Annotated in this window: 17 protein-coding genes; 8 read left to right on the forward strand and 9 right to left on the reverse strand. The window is 72.6% G+C overall.

Translation table 11 applies throughout. The annotated features are described in order from the left end of the window. Both B9S61_RS26165 and B9S61_RS26170 read left to right on the forward strand, forming a co-directional pair. Positions 1-1,191: ROK family transcriptional regulator (locus tag B9S61_RS26165; protein ID WP_103544438.1), on the forward strand; the 1,191-nt coding region annotated here is incomplete at its 5' end. Positions 1,192-1,753: 562 nt separating this feature from the next. Beyond that, on the forward strand, positions 1,754-2,149 hold the full coding sequence (locus B9S61_RS26170; protein ID WP_103544439.1) for a luciferase family protein: 396 nt from the start codon (positions 1,754-1,756) through the stop codon (positions 2,147-2,149). 24 nt (positions 2,150-2,173) lie between these two features. Here the strand turns inward: B9S61_RS26170 and B9S61_RS26175 are convergent, their stop codons facing one another. The 6 genes from B9S61_RS26175 to B9S61_RS26200 form a co-directional block, all read right to left on the reverse strand. After that, positions 2,174-2,368, reverse strand: a complete 195-nt coding sequence (locus B9S61_RS26175) for a hypothetical protein (RefSeq protein WP_103544440.1) — start codon at positions 2,366-2,368, stop codon at positions 2,174-2,176. A gap of 102 nt (positions 2,369-2,470) precedes the next feature. Then, entirely contained in the window at positions 2,471-3,313 is an 843-nt protein-coding gene (locus B9S61_RS26180; protein WP_103544441.1) for a phosphatidylinositol-specific phospholipase C/glycerophosphodiester phosphodiesterase family protein, read from the reverse strand. A gap of 179 nt (positions 3,314-3,492) precedes the next feature. After that, a complete protein-coding gene (locus tag B9S61_RS26185; RefSeq protein WP_103544442.1) occupies positions 3,493-4,569 on the reverse strand; it encodes an acyl-CoA dehydrogenase family protein in 1,077 nt (358 codons plus the stop codon). Further along, positions 4,566-5,750: an acyl-CoA dehydrogenase family protein gene (locus B9S61_RS26190; protein ID WP_103544443.1), complete on the reverse strand. Its 1,185-nt coding sequence runs from the start codon at positions 5,748-5,750 to the stop codon at positions 4,566-4,568. Before B9S61_RS26190 ends, B9S61_RS26185 begins: the two co-directional genes overlap by 4 nt. After that, positions 5,747-6,724 (reverse strand): NADPH:quinone oxidoreductase family protein, encoded by a 978-nt coding sequence (locus tag B9S61_RS26195; RefSeq protein ID WP_103544444.1) that lies wholly within the window; start codon positions 6,722-6,724, stop codon positions 5,747-5,749. The genes B9S61_RS26190 and B9S61_RS26195 overlap by 4 nt, the downstream gene beginning before the upstream one ends. A gap of 117 nt (positions 6,725-6,841) precedes the next feature. Beyond that, a complete protein-coding gene (locus B9S61_RS26200) occupies positions 6,842-7,417 on the reverse strand; it encodes a helix-turn-helix domain-containing protein (protein WP_103544445.1) in 576 nt (191 codons plus the stop codon). 77 nt (positions 7,418-7,494) lie between these two features. Here B9S61_RS26200 and B9S61_RS26205 point away from each other — a divergent pair, with 77 nt between their 5' ends. From B9S61_RS26205 to B9S61_RS26225, 5 genes are all read left to right on the forward strand, one after another. Beyond that, positions 7,495-8,439, forward strand: a complete 945-nt coding sequence (locus B9S61_RS26205; RefSeq protein WP_103544469.1) for an NAD(P)/FAD-dependent oxidoreductase — start codon at positions 7,495-7,497, stop codon at positions 8,437-8,439. Positions 8,440-8,493: 54 nt separating this feature from the next. After that, on the forward strand, positions 8,494-10,032 hold the full coding sequence (locus B9S61_RS26210; protein ID WP_103544446.1) for an ATP-dependent DNA ligase: 1,539 nt from the start codon (positions 8,494-8,496) through the stop codon (positions 10,030-10,032). Then, entirely contained in the window at positions 10,029-10,493 is a 465-nt protein-coding gene (locus B9S61_RS26215; protein ID WP_103544447.1) for an NUDIX domain-containing protein, read from the forward strand. Before B9S61_RS26210 ends, B9S61_RS26215 begins: the two co-directional genes overlap by 4 nt. A gap of 77 nt (positions 10,494-10,570) precedes the next feature. After that, positions 10,571-11,956 carry an NADP-dependent succinic semialdehyde dehydrogenase gene (locus B9S61_RS26220; RefSeq protein ID WP_103544448.1) on the forward strand — a complete coding sequence of 462 codons (1,386 nt, stop codon included), beginning with the start codon at positions 10,571-10,573 and terminating at the stop codon, positions 11,954-11,956. A gap of 25 nt (positions 11,957-11,981) precedes the next feature. Next, positions 11,982-12,218, forward strand: coding sequence for a DUF6213 family protein (locus B9S61_RS26225; protein ID WP_103544449.1), 237 nt, complete (start codon positions 11,982-11,984; stop codon positions 12,216-12,218). A 45-nt stretch (positions 12,219-12,263) separates the two neighbouring features. Here B9S61_RS26225 and B9S61_RS26230 read toward each other — a convergent pair whose 3' ends face one another. Together B9S61_RS26230 and B9S61_RS26235 are read right to left on the reverse strand one after the other, a co-directional pair. Next, positions 12,264-12,920 (reverse strand): transcriptional regulator, encoded by a 657-nt coding sequence (locus tag B9S61_RS26230; RefSeq protein ID WP_103544470.1) that lies wholly within the window; start codon positions 12,918-12,920, stop codon positions 12,264-12,266. A gap of 104 nt (positions 12,921-13,024) precedes the next feature. Further along, positions 13,025-14,287, reverse strand: a complete 1,263-nt coding sequence (locus B9S61_RS26235; protein ID WP_103544450.1) for an acyl-CoA dehydrogenase family protein — start codon at positions 14,285-14,287, stop codon at positions 13,025-13,027. Between the two features lie 174 nt (positions 14,288-14,461). Here B9S61_RS26235 and B9S61_RS26240 point away from each other — a divergent pair, with 174 nt between their 5' ends. Beyond that, positions 14,462-15,103: a TetR family transcriptional regulator gene (locus B9S61_RS26240; protein ID WP_103544451.1), complete on the forward strand. Its 642-nt coding sequence runs from the start codon at positions 14,462-14,464 to the stop codon at positions 15,101-15,103. Between the two features lie 84 nt (positions 15,104-15,187). Here B9S61_RS26240 and def read toward each other — a convergent pair whose 3' ends face one another. After that, positions 15,188-15,733: a peptide deformylase gene (gene def, locus B9S61_RS26245; protein WP_103544452.1), complete on the reverse strand. Its 546-nt coding sequence runs from the start codon at positions 15,731-15,733 to the stop codon at positions 15,188-15,190. Between the last annotated feature and the right edge of the window lie 52 nt (positions 15,734-15,785).

A 15,785-nucleotide genomic window follows, 5' to 3' on the forward strand; every position in this document is an offset into this window, starting at 1 on the left:
AAGCCCCGGCCGGCCGGCCCGGGACGCGCACTGCCCGACACCCAGCAGGGCATGCGCCGCCGCAATCTCGCGCGGGTGATGCACACCGTGAGCGCGGAGGGGCCGCTGTCCCGGGCCGCCGTCGCCTCACGCATCGGCCTGACCCGAGCGGCGGTCTCCACGCTGGTCGACGAGCTGATCCGCTCGGGTCTGCTGGAGGAACTGGGGCCCGAGCGGCCCGGACGCGTGGGCCGTCCCGGTTCGGCCCTCGCCATCAGCGGGCACGGTCCGGCAGGCATCGGCGCCGAGGTCGGCGTCGACCATCTCTCGGTCTGTGCGGTCGACCTGCGCGGACAGGTCCGGGCGCGGGCGGTGCGGCACGTGCCGAACCGGGACCGACCCGCCGAGCCGGTGCTCCGGGAGCTCACCGAGCTGATCCACCGGGTCGCCGCCGAGGCGGAGGGCGAAGGACTGTGGCCGGCGGGGCTGGCCGTGGCCGTTCCGGGCCTGGTGGCCCGCGACGCCCGGACCGTCGTACGCGCCCCGAACCTCGGCTGGCTCGACACGGACCTCGGTGATCTGCTCCCCGGGCGGTTCCCGCTCACCGTGGCCAACGAGGCCAACTTCGGCGCGCTGGCGGAGCTGTGGCTCGGCGAGGACACCCCACGCGACTTCCTCCACGTGTCGGCCGAGATCGGTATCGGCGCCGCGGTCGTGGTGGACGGGCGGCTGCTGCACGGAACCCGCGGCTTCGCGGGCGAGTTGGGTCACGTACCGGTGTGGCCCGACGGGCCGGCCTGCGCCTGCGGCGGACGGGGCTGTCTTGAGCAGTACGCCGGCGAGGAGGCGGTGCTGCGCGCCGCCGGACTGGACGGGGGCGAGGACCGCGTCGGTCTCCTCGCGGGCCGCGCCGAGCAGGACGACGCCGGGGTACGACGTGCCCTGCACGACGCGGGAACGGCGCTCGGGATCGCCCTGACCGGGGCGGTGAATCTGCTGGACCCGGAGAGCGTGGTGCTCGGCGGAGCCCTGTCCGGGCTCGCGCCCTGGCTGCTGCCTTCCCTGCGGTCCGAACTGGCCCGCCGCACCGCGGGACCGGCCTGCCCCGTCTCCGTTTCCACGCTGGGCCCGGAGGGTCCGCTGCTGGGAGCGGCGCACTCGGTGATCCGGGGGGTGCTGGACGATCCGGCGGCCGTGGCGGAGCGGGCCTGACACAGGGGCCGGCCCCCCGAAAAGGCACGCGCGACCCCCCGGCAGGACGGGCCCTGGAACACCCCCGGACCGGCACCGACACCGCCGGGTCAGGACCGGCACCCGGAATCCGGGGCGTCACGTCAGCGCGCGACCCGGCGGTACCCAGCCGGTCCGCGCAACCGTCGCCGGCCCGCCCCGTCAGGCGGGTGCCGGACGCTCCTCGGGTGCGGCGTGGCCGGGTACGAACCACACCTGGCCGCCGCGGTCGGCCTCGCGCACGAAGTCGCGCGGGGCGTCGCTCTCCGCCGGTTGGGGGGGATGTGCCGACGATCACCGGCCGGATCCGGTGGTCGACGAACGTCCGCACCACGTCCCCCGGCGACGCCGGGACGGAGGGAGAAGAACCCGTCGGCCACCCGCTCCACCGGAAGGCCACCACCTCGGCGTGACAGGCTGTCATGATCTGATGCGGCGCCAGGTGCGGTGCCGGACACCGACTTCGGCCGTCCGTCACCTCACCGCTCGATTACGGTACGTCCAACTCCTGGTGGACGGAGGTTGAGCAGGCAACCATAAGGGCATGACACCGGCGCAGCGAGCCATGGAGCGACTGCTCACCTGGCGCGACCTCTCGGCCTGTCCGGCCGGGTGCGGCACGGGGCAGGCGCTCCGTACCGCCCGAGACGAGATCGTCCACTTCCACTCCGCGCGGAGCGTGGATCTCCACCTCACCCATCGCGCGATCCAGCGTTTCCACTACGACCTGGGCGGATCCAGCGCGATCAGGATGGTTCCCGGTTCATGCTGGGTGACGGTGCATCTGGACTGCGACACCGACGTGGACCTGCTGCTGAGTCTGGTGAGCGTGGCCCTGAAGGCACACCAGAACCGGCCCCCGTCCGCGCCGCCGCCGCCGTACGGGTGCAACTTCCACCGCGTCACCGTGCTTCCGCGCGACGCGGCGGCCGGCCGCTGAACCGGGGCCGGCGGCCCTCCGGGCTCACGGCCGCAGCCCGCCGACGATGTCGGCGGTCGCGGTGAGACCGCTGTGGATCGTGGGCGCGATGCTGGTGCCGGCCAGGTAGAACCCGAGCAGCAGACAGACCAGCGCGTGGGAGACCTTGAGCCCGCTGTTGCGCAGGAAGATCACCGCCAGGACCGAGAGCAGCAGCACCACCGAGATGGAAATGGCCATCGTCAACCTCCTCCGCCACATCCGTTTCGCGGCGTTCGGCCGCAAGTGTGGCGTAGCGGAGGGTTCGTTCGGGCTGCTGACCTGTCCGCCGAACGTGTGGTGTCAGGTCCTCCGGTGGACGTCGAGGAAGGATTCCAGCCCGGCGAGGTCATCGGTGTTGAAATGGTCGACGTCCGCCGCGACCAGTTCGCCCCACAGCGCGTCGCGGGCGGGGCCCGGCAGATCGGGCGTGGCCCAGAAGCGCACCCGCTGCCCGCGCGCGTGTGCGGTGCGCACGATGCCGTGCAGTCTCCGGCGCTCGGCCAAGGGAAAGGCGCCGACGCCCCGCCAGGTGAAGTTGAGCGTCCAGTTGTCGCTGATCAGCGGGGCGAAGGAGGCCGGGGCGGGAGCGGCGAGGTCGGTGAGCCGGCCGTCGTAGAAGGCGCGGCGTACCCGCTGGGCTTCCATGGGAGCGCGGGCGGCGCGGTCGCCGGAGACGACGGCCGTGACGGGGCCGGGGAACACCCTGCCGTGCGCGCAGGTGGTGAACAGGTGCCGGTAACGGCGCAGATGGCGGTCGAGTTCGCGGTACGTGGACGAACCCTCGGTCTTGATGTCGATCAGCAGCTGGAGCGGCCTGCGGTGCCCGCGGTGGACGGAGCCGCGGTGCGCGCGGACCCGGGCCGCGAGGGGGTCGAGGTAGAGGGACTCGAGGGTGCGGGACGGGTCGAGGTCCGCGGGGTCGTGGGCGACGAGGAGTTGGCCGTCGACGAGGAAGATGTCCGCCTCGACGCTGGTGAAGCGGTGGTCGAGGGCGTCGAGGAGGGACCGGGAGTGCTCGTAGTCGTTGTGGGCGTGGGCGCGCCACAACGGGCGCGGGCGGTGCCGCTGTTCGCCGGCCAGCGCGTGGGCCGCGGGGAGGGCGACGGTACCGGCGAGGGCGGCGCCGAGGGTGGTGAGGGCCATGCTCTGCCTCCCTGGAAGTGCCGTACGGGGTCCCCGCGAGTATGGGGTCCTGACGGGGCCAGGAAGCAGTGCCCTGCGGTGAGTTGGCCGATCCGCCGTCGTGTGTTCACCTCGTCGGCGCGGGGCGCACGGGAGAAGCCCGCCCCCTGAGGGACGGGCTTCTGCGGCGGTCCGGCCGGTCAGGGTGCTCGCAGGTCGACCAGTTCGGCGAGGACTTCGCGGTGGGCGCCCGCCGTCCCGTAGGCGATGGAGTCGGCCTTGGCCCGCTTGAGACAGAGGTGGACCGGGTGTTCCCAGGTCATGCCGATGCCGCCGTGCAGTTGCAGCGCCTCCTCGGCGGCACGGACCGCGACCGGCGCGGCGTAGGCCTGGGCGACAGTGACCGTCACCTCGGCGTCCTCGCCGGTGGACAGCGCGTCGGCGGCGCCCCGCGCGGCCGCGCGGAGGTTGACGACGTCCAGCCACAGCCGGGCGAGCCGGTGCTTGAGCGCCTGGAAACCGCCGACGGGACGGTTGAACTGCTTGCGGTCCTTCAGGTAGCGGACGGTTTCCGTCAACGACCATTCCGCCAGCCCGAGTTGTTCGGAGGCGAGCAGTCCGGCCCCGGCCCGCAGGGCACGGCGTACGGCGGGTTCCGTGTCTCCGAGGCGACGTCCCGGGGCACCGTCGAGGACGATCCGGGCGAGCGGCCTGGTCAGGTCCAGGGACGGCTGCGCGGTGACGGTGACCGCGTCGGCCTCCACCGCGTACAGTCCGCCGTCGTCCGCGGGCACCAGCAGCACACCCGCGACGGCCGCGTCCGCGATGCCGGTCAGCTCCCCGTACAGGGCGCCGTCCTCCAGCCGTACGGTGGGGAACGCGGCGCCGGGAGCGGTGTGGAGCCCGACGGCGAGGGCGCCGATGCGGCGTCCGGACGCCAGCCCGGCGAGCAGGTCGCCGGGCTCCGCGCAGGCCAGCAGCGCCTCGGTGGCCACGACCGCGCTCGTCAGGTACGGCACGGGAGCGACCGCGCGCCCCAGTTCCTCCAGGACGACGGCGGCTTCGCGATGGGTGGCGCCCTGGCCGCCGCGGTCCTCGGGGACCAGCAGGCCGGCGAGGCCCATGTCGTCGGCGAGCGACTTCCACAGGGACAGGTCGTGCGGGGCGTCCGACTCGATGCGGGCGATCACGCCGGCCGCGTCGCAGTGGTCGGTGAGCAGGTCCCGGACGGCGGCGCGGAGCGCCTCCTCCTCCTCCGAGTACAGGAGATCGCTCATCGGGCCAGGTCCTTCCACGCGACGTCCTTGTCGGTGCGCGGCTCGGCCGGCAGGCCGAGGACGCGCTCGGCGACGATGTTCAGCAGGACCTCGCTGGTCCCGCCCTCGATGCTGTTGCCCTTGGAGCGGAGGTACCGGTATCCGGCGTCCCGGCCGGTGAAGTCGACCAGTTCCGGGCGGCGCATGGTCCAGTCGTCGTACAGCAGGCCCTCCTCGCCCCGGAGTTCCACCTCCAGGCCGCTGATCTCCTGGTTGAGACGGGCGAAGCCCAGCTTCATTCCGGCGCCCTCGGGGCCGGGCTGTCCGGCGACGAGCTGCTGGCGCAGGCGTTCACCGGCCAGCCGGGCGACCTCCGCCTCGACCCAGAGCTTCAGCAGCCGCTGGTGCAGATCGTGGGTGCGCAGTCCGGGGCGTTCGCGCCAGGTCTTCGAGACCGGGCCGATCATTCCGCCCTCGCGGGGCAGCCGCATGCCGCCGATGGCGACGCGCTCGTTGTTGAGCGTGGTCTGCGCGACCCGCCAGCCGTCGCCGACCTCGCCGAGCCGGTGGGCGTCGGGGATGCGGACGCCGGTGAGGAACACCTCGTTGAACTCGGCCTCACCGGTGATCTGGCGCAGCGGCCGCACCTCGACACCGGGGTCGGTCATGTCGCAGACGAAGTAGGTGATGCCGCGGTGTTTGGGCACCTCGGGGTCGGTGCGGGCGATGAGGATGGCCCAGCGGGCCAGGTGGGCGCTGGACGTCCACACCTTCTGCCCGTCGACCACCCAGTCTCCGCTGTCCTCACGCACGGCGCGTGTGCCGAGCGCGGCCAGGTCGGATCCGGCACCCGGCTCGCTGAACAGCTGGCACCAGACCTCCTCGCCGGTCCACAGGGGCCGCAGGAAGCGCCGCTTCTGCTCCTCGGTGCCGTACTGGAGGATCGTCGGCGCGGCCATGCCCAGACCGATGCCGATACGGCGCGGATCGTTGTCGGGAGCTCCCGCGGTCTGCAGTTCGGCGTCCACGACGGCCTGGAGGGAACGCGGGGCGCCGAGGCCGCCGAGTCCCTCGGGGAAGTGCACCCAGGCGAGTCCGGCGTCGAAACGGGCGCGCAGGAAGTCCGCACGGCCGGTGTCGGCGGGCGGATGGGCGGCGAGCAACTCCTGTGTGCGGCGGCGCAGTTCCGCGGCGTCGGTCATGCGGCCACTCCCTTCTCCAGAGCGGGCAGCACGGTGACGCGTCCGGTGGTGACACCGTCGGCGACCCGCTGTACGGCGCCGGCGGCCCCGGTGAGCGGGACGCGCTCACTGACCAGCGGCTTGATCGCGCCCCGTGCGGCGAGGTCCGTGAGCTGTTCGTGGCAGTGCCGGACCAGCTCGGGGTTCTTGGTGTTGTACAGGCCCCAGTGCAGGCCGAGGATCGCGTAGTTCTTGACGAGGGCGTGGTTCAGGGCCGGGCTGGGGATGGTTCCGCTCGCGAAGCCGACGACGACGATCCGGCCCTCGAAGGCGACCGCCTTGGCGGACTGGGCGTAGGCCTGTCCGCCGACGGGGTCGTAGATCACGTCGGCGCCCCGTCCGCCGGTGGCCTCCTTCACGGCGGCCACGACGTCCTGCTCGCGCCGGTCGATCACGACGTCGCAGCCCAGTCCGCGGGCGGCGGCCACCTTCCCGGCGCCGCCGACCACACCGATGACGGTGGCGCCCGCGGCCTTGCCGAGCTGCACGGCCGCGCTGCCGACCCCGCCCGCGGCGGCGTGGACGAGCAGCGTCTCGCCGTCCCGCAGACCCGCCCGGCGGTGCAGGCCGAACCATCCGGTCTGGTAGCCGATGTGCAGGGCGGCCGCCTCGGCGTCGTCCAGCGCCTCCGGCGCGGGCAGCAGCGCGGCGGCGTCCGCGACGGCGTACTCGGCGAAACCGCCGTACGGCAGTGCGGGATTGGCGATCACCCGGCGCCCGTCCTCGGTCTCGCCGCAGATCTCGACACCGGGGGTGAACGGCAGCGGGGGCCTGACCTGGTAGTGGCCCCGGCACATCAGCGCGTCCGGGAAGTTGATGTTGGCGGCACGCACCTTCAGCAGGACCTGCCCCTCGCCGGGAGTCGGCGGCGCCACCTCCGCGAGGCGCATCACCTCGCCCGGTTCGCCGAGCTCGTGCACTTGCCATGCCTGCATGCGGGGCCTCCACGGGGCTGTGAACGTCGTGTTCGCCTGACCGGGTCCACCGCATACTAAGCGGTCGCTTGCCTATCAGGGAACAGTCTCGCCCGGCACGCCCGGGCGGGCCCCGCGTCAGCCCCGCCTGGGCCGCGCCCGTACGTGCATCCGCTCCCCCTGCGGGCCGAACAGGCTGAGGAACTCCACGGACCCCTCCCCCGTCGACCCGAACCAGTGCGGCACCCGCGTGTCGAACTCCGCCGCCTCCCCCGCCGCCAGCACCACGTCGTGCTCGCCGAGAACCAGCCGCAGCTTCCCGGACATCACATACAGCCACTCGTAGCCCTCGTGCGTGCGCGGTTCGGGTTCCAGCCGCCGCTTCGGTTCGAGCACCTTGTACGCCTGCAGCCCGCCGGGCTGGCGGGTGAGCGGCCAGTGGGTGCGGCCGTGGCGCACGATCGGCTCGGACGCCCGGATACGCGGATCGCCGACCGGCGGCGCGCCGACCAGCTCGTCCAGCGGCACCTGATGCGCCTGCGCGATCGGCAGCAGCAGCTCCAGGCTGGGTCTGCGCAGCCCGGACTCCAGCCGCGAGAGGGTGCTCACGGATATGCCGGTCGTCTCCGACAGCACCGCGAGGGTCACCTCCCGCTCCTTCCTGATCCGCCGCAGCCGGGGGCCCACATCCGCGAGAACGTCGTCCGCCGTCATCCTGCTATTGCAGGATCGGCAAGCTTGTTTGTCAATGCGGCACCGGCTCGGCGACTGTGGTCGTGGAGGTGGTCACGATGAACGAAACGGACCGCAGCGAGATCTACGACGTGGTCGTCGTCGGCGGTGGAGCGGCGGGGCTCTCCGCCGCGCTGGTACTGGGCCGGGCCCGCCACCGGACGCTGGTCGTCGACGCGGGTGAGCCGCGCAACGCTCCCTCGGCGCACATGCAGGGCTATCTGACCCGGGACGGGATGTCACCGGCCGAGTTCCTGGCGCTGGGACGGGAGGAGATCGCACGCTACGGCGTCGAGCTCGTCCGGGACCGGGTCACGGACGTCACGAGCGACGAGGACTTCACCGTCGTACTCGACTCGGGAGGGGCCGTACGCACTCGGCGGCTGGTCGTCGCCACCGGGCTGAGGGACGAACTGCCCGAGGTCCCCGGAGTCGCCGAGCGGTTCGGGCGGGACGTGCTGCACTGCCCGTTCTGCCACGGCTGGGAGGTGCGCGACGAGCCCTTCGGTGTGCTCGCGTCGAGCGCGATGAGCGTGCACCAGGCGCTGATGGTCTCCCAGTGGTCGAAGGACGTCACCCTCTTCCTGCACCGGGTCGCCGAGGCCGAGCTGTCCGACCTGGACCTGCGACGGCTGGCCGCCGCCGGGGTCGACGTGGTGCCCGGCGAGGTCGCCGGGCTGGTGATCGAGGACGACCGGCTCACCGGGGTGCGGCTGGCCGACGGCACCACGCACACCCGCTCCGTACTCTTCACCGGGCCGCGTCCGGTGCCGCGGACGGGCCTTCTGGAGCGGCTGGGCGCCGAACTGGACGAGACGCCGTTCGGCGCGTATCCGGTGGTCGACCCGACCGGTCTGACCACGGTGCCCGGCGTCTGGGCGGCGGGCAACGCGATCGGCTTCTCCGAGCAGGTGGTGCACGCGGCGAGCGGCGGCTACCGCGCGGCGGCGGCGATCGTCGGCGACCTGCTCATGAGCCGTCTGGACGCCGCCGTGAACGGCTAGGCGTCCGGGCGTCCGGGGTGTGCGGTGCCCGGCTCCGCGTAGCACCATGGCCGCATGCTGCTGTACCGCTTGGCCCGAGTGTCCCAGGAGGTCGCCGCCACCTCGGCGCGGTCCCGGAAGACGGCCCTGCTCGCCGAGCTGTTCCGGGAGGCGGAGGCGGACGACGTACCGATCGTCATCCCCTACCTGGCGGGCCGGTTGCCGCAGGGCCGGATCGGCGTGGGCTGGAAGGCGCTGAGCCGTCCGGTCGCCCCCGCCGCCGAGCCGGTCCTGACCGTGCGCGAGGTCGACGCGCTGCTCACCGGCCTCGGCGGGGTGTCCGGTCCGGGCTCCCAGGCCGAGCGGGCCGGGCTGGTCGGCGACCTGCTGGCCGCGTGCACCGAGGACGAGCAGCGGTTCCTGTCCGGACTGCTCACCGGAGAGGTCCGGCAGGGCGCCCTGGACGCGGTCGCCGTCGAGGGGCTGGCGCAGGCGACCGGGGCTCCGCCGGCCGATGTGCGGCGGGCGGTGATGCTGGCCGGCTCCCTGCAGTCGGTGGCCGAGGCGCTGCTGGCCGACGGCCCGGGGGCACTGGAGCGGTTCCGGCTCACCGTCGGCCGGCCGGTGCTGCCGATGCTGGCGCACAGCGCCTCCTCGGTCGCGGAGGCGGTGGAGAAACTGGGGCCCTGCGCGGTCGAGGAGAAGCTCGACGGCATCCGCGTGCAGGTCCACCGCGACGGCGGCACCGTGCGCGTGCACACCCGGACCCTCGACGACATCACCGGCCGGCTGCCGGAGGTGACGGCGGCGGCCCTGGAGCTGCGGGGGGAGCGGTTCATCCTGGACGGGGAGGTCATCTCCTTCGACGACAGCGGCCGCCCCCGCTCCTTCCAGGAGACCGCCGGCCGGGTCGGCTCCCGGGTGGACGTGGCCGCGGCCGCCCGGGAGGTCCCCGTCTCCCCCGTCTTCTTCGACGCGCTCTCCGTCGACGGACGCGACCTGCTGGACCTGCCGTTCACCGCGCGGCACGCGGAGCTGGCCCGGCTGGTCCCGGAGCCGATGCGGGTACGGCGCGCCCTGGTGTCCGGGCCCGGGGAGGTGGGAGCGGCCGAGGAGTTCCTCGCCGGGGCGCTCGAACGTGGGCACGAGGGTGTCGTGGTCAAGGGCCTGGACGCCCCGTACAGCGCGGGCCGGCGCGGCGCGTCCTGGCTCAAGGTGAAGCCGGTGCACACGCTCGACCTGGTGGTGCTGGCCGCCGAGTGGGGCCACGGCCGCCGCGCCGGGAAGCTCTCCAATCTGCACCTGGGCGCGCGCACGGCCGACGGCGGGTTCACGATGCTCGGCAAGACCTTCAAGGGCATGACCGACGCGATGCTGGCGTGGCAGACCGGGAGGCTGCGGGAACTGGCGGCCGACGAGAGCGGACACGTCGTGACGGTGCGCCCCGAACTCGTGGTGGAGATCGCCTACGACGGTCTCCAGCGCTCCACCCGCTACCCGGCCGGTGTCACCCTCCGGTTCGCCCGGGTGATCCGCTATCGCGAGGACAAGCGCCCCGAGGAGGCGGACACGGTGGAGACCCTGCTCGCCGCACACCCCGGGGTACGCCCGTGAAGGGCTCCCGAAGCGCCGGACTGCTGTTGTTCCGACACACCGGTCAGGGCATCGAGGTGTTGCTCGGTCATATGGGCGGCCCGTACTTCGCCCGGCGGGACACCGGGGCGTGGACCGTGCCGAAGGGTGAGTACGACCCCGGGGAGCCGGCCTGGGAGGCGGCGCGCCGCGAATTCCGGGAGGAACTGGGGCTGCCGCCACCGGACGGCGAGGCGCTGCCGCTCGGGGAGGTCCGGCAGTCCGGCGGCAAGACGGTCACCGCGTGGGCGGTCGAGGCCGACCTGGACCCGGCGACGGTGGTCCCCGGCACCTTCGCGATGGAGTGGCCGCCGAAGTCGGGGCGGATGCGGGAGTTCCCGGAGCTGGACCGGGTCGCGTGGTTCACGCCGGACCGGGCACGGGAAGTGATCGTCTCCGCGCAGACCGCGTTTCTCGACCGCCTGGCGGAGCACTCGCCCTGAGGAGGCCTCCCGCGTTGCGCCGCCCACCGCCGCGCGGGAAGGTCAAAAGGCACAGCCCGTCCCCAGGGAGGTCAGCGATGCACATCGCCACGGTGAATCCGGCGAACGGCGAGACCCTCAAGACGTACCACCCCATGGACGAGGAGGAGCTCGAACGCCGGCTCCAGCTCGCGGAGGCCACGTTCCGCACGTACCGGACGACGGCGTTCGACGAGCGTGCCCGCCTGCTGCACCGGGCCGCCGAGATCCTCGACGAGGACCAGGGGTCCGTCGGCCGGATGATCACCACGGAGATGGGCAAGCCGGTCAAGCAGGCCCGCGCGGAGGCCGCGAAGTGCGCCAAGGCGATGCACTGGTACGCCGACCACGCGGCGGAGCTCCTCGCCGACGAGGAGCCGGACGCGTCCGACGTGAAGGACTCCGGCGCCTCCCGGGTCCTGGTGCGCTACCGGCCGCTGGGCCCGGTGCTCGCCGTGATGCCGTGGAACTTCCCGCTGTGGCAGGTGGTGCGGTTCGCCGCGCCGGCGCTGATGGCGGGCAACGTGGGACTGCTCAAGCATGCCTCGAACGTCCCGCAGACGGCCCTGTACCTGGAGGACCTCTTCCACCGCGCGGGCTTCACCGAGGGCTGTTTCCAGACCCTGCTCATCGGCTCCGCCGCGGTCGACGATCTCCTGCGGGACGAACGGATCAAGGCGGCCACCCTCACCGGAAGCGAGCCCGCGGGCCGCGCGGTCGCCTCCACCGCCGGCGAGATGATCAAGAAGACGGTGCTGGAACTGGGCGGCAGCGACCCGTACGTCGTGATGCCCTCGGCCGACCTGGACCGTGCCGCCGAGGTCGCGGTCACCGCGCGCACGCAGAACGCGGGGCAGTCCTGCATCGCGGCCAAGCGGTTCATCGTGCACACGGACGTCTACGACGCCTTCGCCGAGCGCTTCACCGCGGGCATGAAGGCGCTGAGGGTCGGCGACCCGATGGACGAGGACACGGACGTCGGGCCGCTCTCCAGCGAACGGGGCCGCGACGATCTGGAGGAACTGGTCGACGACGCCGTACGGGCCGGCGCCACCGTGCTCTGCGGCGGCGAGCGCCCCGAGGGACCCGGCTGGTTCTACCCTCCGACGGTGCTGGCCGGGATCGGCCGGGAGATGCGCATCCACCGGGAGGAGGCCTTCGGACCGGTCGCCACGCTGTACCGGGCGGCGGACCTGGACGAGGCGGTCCTGATCGCGAACGACACCGACTTCGGGCTCAGCTCCAACGTCTGGACCCGCGACGAGGCCGAGGTCGACCGGTTCGTCCGGGACCTGGAGGCGGGCAGTGTGTACGTGAACGGGATGACGGCGTCCCATCCGGCGTTCCCGTTCGGCGGGGTGAAGCGGTCCGGGTACGGACGTGAGCTGTCCGGGCACGGAATCCGCGAGTTCTGCAACATCACCACGGTTTGGCAGGGTGCGTGATGTCCGCGCGGCTACGATCCCGACTGTGAACCGCGAAGTGACTCTGCCTCTGATCGTCGACGACAGCGGGACCTTGCAGGTGGCGGCTGCCGATGTCAGCAAGCTGCTGCGTACGGTGGGCGGGCGGTGGGTGCGGCTGGTCGAGGCGGGGGAGGACGGGCTCGACGAGGACACGGTCGCCGCGCTGACCATCGAGCTCGCGAAGCTCGCCGACCGGATCGACGTGGCGTGCATCGCCCACAGCAGCGGGGGTGCGTCGTAGCCGGGTGCCGGTGGGCCGTGGTCGAGCGCGCGGCTCCCCGCGCCCCTAGGTGTGTTCCCCGAGCGTGGCCCAGAACATCGCCTCGTACGTCTGGAGCGCGTGGGCGTACTGGCGGGCACGGGATTCGTTGAGGGATCCCCTGTCCAGGGCGGTCCGCACGGCCTGCGTGGCGGCTTCGTCCAGGGCCGGGGCCGGTTCGGCGAAGAAGTCGAAGAAGGCGCAGGACTCGTCGGCGAAGCCGTAGCGGGTGCGCAGGGCCTCGGCGATCGTCGCGCAGTAGCCGCCCCGGGCGGAGAAGTTGGCGGCGAGGGCCAGGACCACGTCGGAGGGTCCGGCGTTCAGGGCCGGCCAGGCGACGTACGCGGGGTAGGTCTGACAGCCCGGCAGGGGCGCGTAGGTGTCCGCCCGGGTCTCGTCCACACCGCACGCGGCCGTGAAGGTCTTCAGATGTTCCGCCGCCAGGGCCTCGCCCTCGGCCAGGGCGGTGAAGTAGGCGGCCTGCTCCGGGCCGGACCGTTCGGCCAGGTGCAGGAAGGCACGGCGGTCCGCCGGGATCACCCATCGCTGTTCCAGGGCGAGCGCGGCCAGGGCGGACCGGCCGGCCCCGCCGCGGGCGATCAGGGGAACCAGGGGGTTGGACCCCGGGTCGGGGGCGAGTTCCCTGGTGGTCCTCTCCAGCAGTTGCCGGGCCGTGTGTGTCATCGCGTCCTCCGTCGCACCGGTCACACACGAGGGTTCCCCGGAGACGGGGCACGGGTAACCCGGCGGTGCCGTCCGCACCGCCGGGTCGTCCGGTCGGCCGGCCTTCAGCGGATGGGCATGCCCGACAGGGTGCGGGCGATCACCAGGCGCTGGATCTCGCTGGTACCCTCGAAGATCGTGTAGATCGCGGCGTCGCGGTGCATCCGCTCGACCGGGTACTCACGCGTGTAGCCGTTGCCGCCGAGGATCTGGATCGCCTGGCCGGTGACCTTCTTGGCCGTCTCGCTGGCGAACAGTTTGGACATCGAGCCCTCGGCCGCCGTGAACTGCTTGCCGTTGATCGCCATCCAGGAGGCGCGCCACACCAGGAGGCGGGCAGCGTCGATCTGGGTGCGCATGTCGGCGAGCTGGAAGGCGACACCCTGGTTGTCGATGATCGGGCGGCCGAACTGCTCACGCGTGGTGGCGTACTCGAGGGCGACCTCGTAGGCCGCGCGGGCGGTACCGACCGCCATGGCGCCGACGGCGGGCCGGGATGCCTCGAAGGTGGCCATCGCGGCGTTCTTCACCCTTCCCCCCTCTCGGCTTCGCTCGAGCGGGGGGACCCCCATGCCGCCCTTCTTGGCCTTCTCCCGGGCGCCGGCGAGGCGCTCGTCCAGCTTCTCCTTGCCGCCGAGCAGGCAGGAGCCGGGAACGCGCACGTTGTCCAGGATGACCTCGGCGGTGTGCGAGGCCCGGATGCCGTGCTTCTTGAACTTCTGGCCCTGGGAGCAGCCCGGGGTGCCCGGCGGGATGATGAAGGAGGCGTGGCCCTTGGAGCCGAGGTCCGCGTCGACGACCGCGACCACGACGTGGACGTTGGCGATACCGCCGTTGGTGGCCCAGGTCTTGGTTCCGTTGATCACCCACTCGTCCTTGGCCTCGTCGTACACCGCGCGGGTGCGCATCGAGGCCACGTCGGAGCCGGCGTCGGGCTCGGAGGAGCAGAACGCGGCGACCTTGACGTCGTTGGCGTCGCCGTACATCTGGGGGATCCAGGTGCCGATCTGCTCCTCGGTGCCGTTGGCGAGGACGCCGACCGCGGCGAGACCGGTGCCGACGATCGACAGGGCGATGCCCGCGTCGCCCCAGAAGAGCTCCTCCATCGCCATGGGGATGCCGAGGCCGCTTGCGTCGAAGTACTGCTGGGCGTAGAAGTCCAGGGAGTAGATGCCGACCTTGGCGGCCTCCTGGATCACCGGCCAGGGAGTCTCCTCGCGCTCGTCCCACTCGGCGGCCGCGGGGCGGATCACGTCGGCGGCGAAGCCGTGCAGCCAGTCGCGGACCTCTTTCTGTTCGTCGTTGAGCTCCATGGTGAACTCGGCCATGACCCCTCCAGCGGCAGCACACGTGCGTGTTACTTACGGTAACATCGAGTCTGTTACCGGTCGGTAGGAAAAGTCAACTCCTCAGGACCGGTCGGGTATCCCGTTCGATGACCACAAGGCCTTCAGTGTTAGTTTGCGCAGGCGTCACCGAACCAGCACGGGTGGGGAGAGCTCATGGACACCACACAGCGGACCGATCAGCAGCGGTCCGCCGACCGACGCCGGCGCGAGCTGTTGGAGGCCGCCGACCGGGTGGTGCTGCGCGACGGCCCGGGGGCCTCGATGAACGCGATCGCCGCCGAGGCCGGCATCACCAAGCCCATTCTCTACCGGCACTTCGGCGACAAGGGAGGACTGTACGCGGCTCTGGCCACCCGGCACACCGACGCGCTGCTGGATTCGCTGCGGGCCGCCCTGGACGCCCCCGCGGAACGGCGCGAGCGGGTCGAGGCCACGCTGGACACCTACCTGTCGGCGATCGAGGCGCGCCCCCAGGTGTACCGGTTCCTGATGCATCCGGCGGAAGGGACGCCGGGCGACCAGGGCTTCGACGTCGGCAAGCACTCGGCGCCACTGCTGCGGCGAATGGGCGAGGAACTGGCCCAGGTGATCGGGGAACGGCTGGACCTGGGGCCGGACAGCCGGCAGCTGGCCCGGGTGTGGGGACACGGCATCGTCGGCATGATGCACGCGGCCGGTGACTGGTGGCTCGGCGAACGTCCCTGCTCCCGCGCGGAGTTGGTAGGCAGCCTGGCGGACCTGCTGTGGGGGCGGCTCGCGGCGGCCGGTGACAAGGTCGGCGGCCCGGGCTTCTGAGCCGCCCTCCCGGCCGCCCCGGGCCGTGGGCCGCGGCACGGGCGGCCTCGGGGGCGGGCGGTGACCACGCCCGGTGCCGGGGTGTCAGTCCCGCCGGTTCCAGGGAGCGCGGTTCGCCCGGCGCATGAGTCTGCGGTGCCGCCATCCGGTCAGGTGGTCGGCGTAGACACGGCCCTCGACGTGGTCGCACTCGTGTTGCAGACAGCGGGCGAAGAAGCCGGTGCCGTGGACGGTGACCGGTTCTCCGGTCACCGTGAAACCCTCGACGACGGCGTGGTCGTACCGCTCCGTTCCCGCCTCCAGACCGGGCAGGGACAGGCAGCCCTCCGGGCCGCGCACCACCACCCCGTCCGCCTCGACCAGCCGCGGGTTCACCACATGCCCCCGGTGCCGGACGTCCTCGTCGTCCGGGCAGTCGTAGACGAACACCCGCAGCGCCTCGCCGACCTGGTTGGCCGCCAGGCCCACCCCCTGGGCCGCGTACATCGTCACGAACAAGTCCTCCACCAGGCGGGCGAGTTCCGGACCGAAGCCGGTGACCTTCCCGCAGGGCGCGTGCAGTACCGGATCGCCGAGCAGGGTGAGGGGCCTCACGCGTCCCTGGACGCCGGGGATGGAGCCGTGTCGCATGGCGGCAAGGGTACGGTCCTTCCAGCAAAGCCCGTCTCACGATGGTGCCGCG

Source organism: Streptomyces sp. SM1, from assembly GCF_002910825.1.
GTDB lineage: Bacteria > Actinomycetota > Actinomycetes > Streptomycetales > Streptomycetaceae > Streptomyces > Streptomyces okerensis.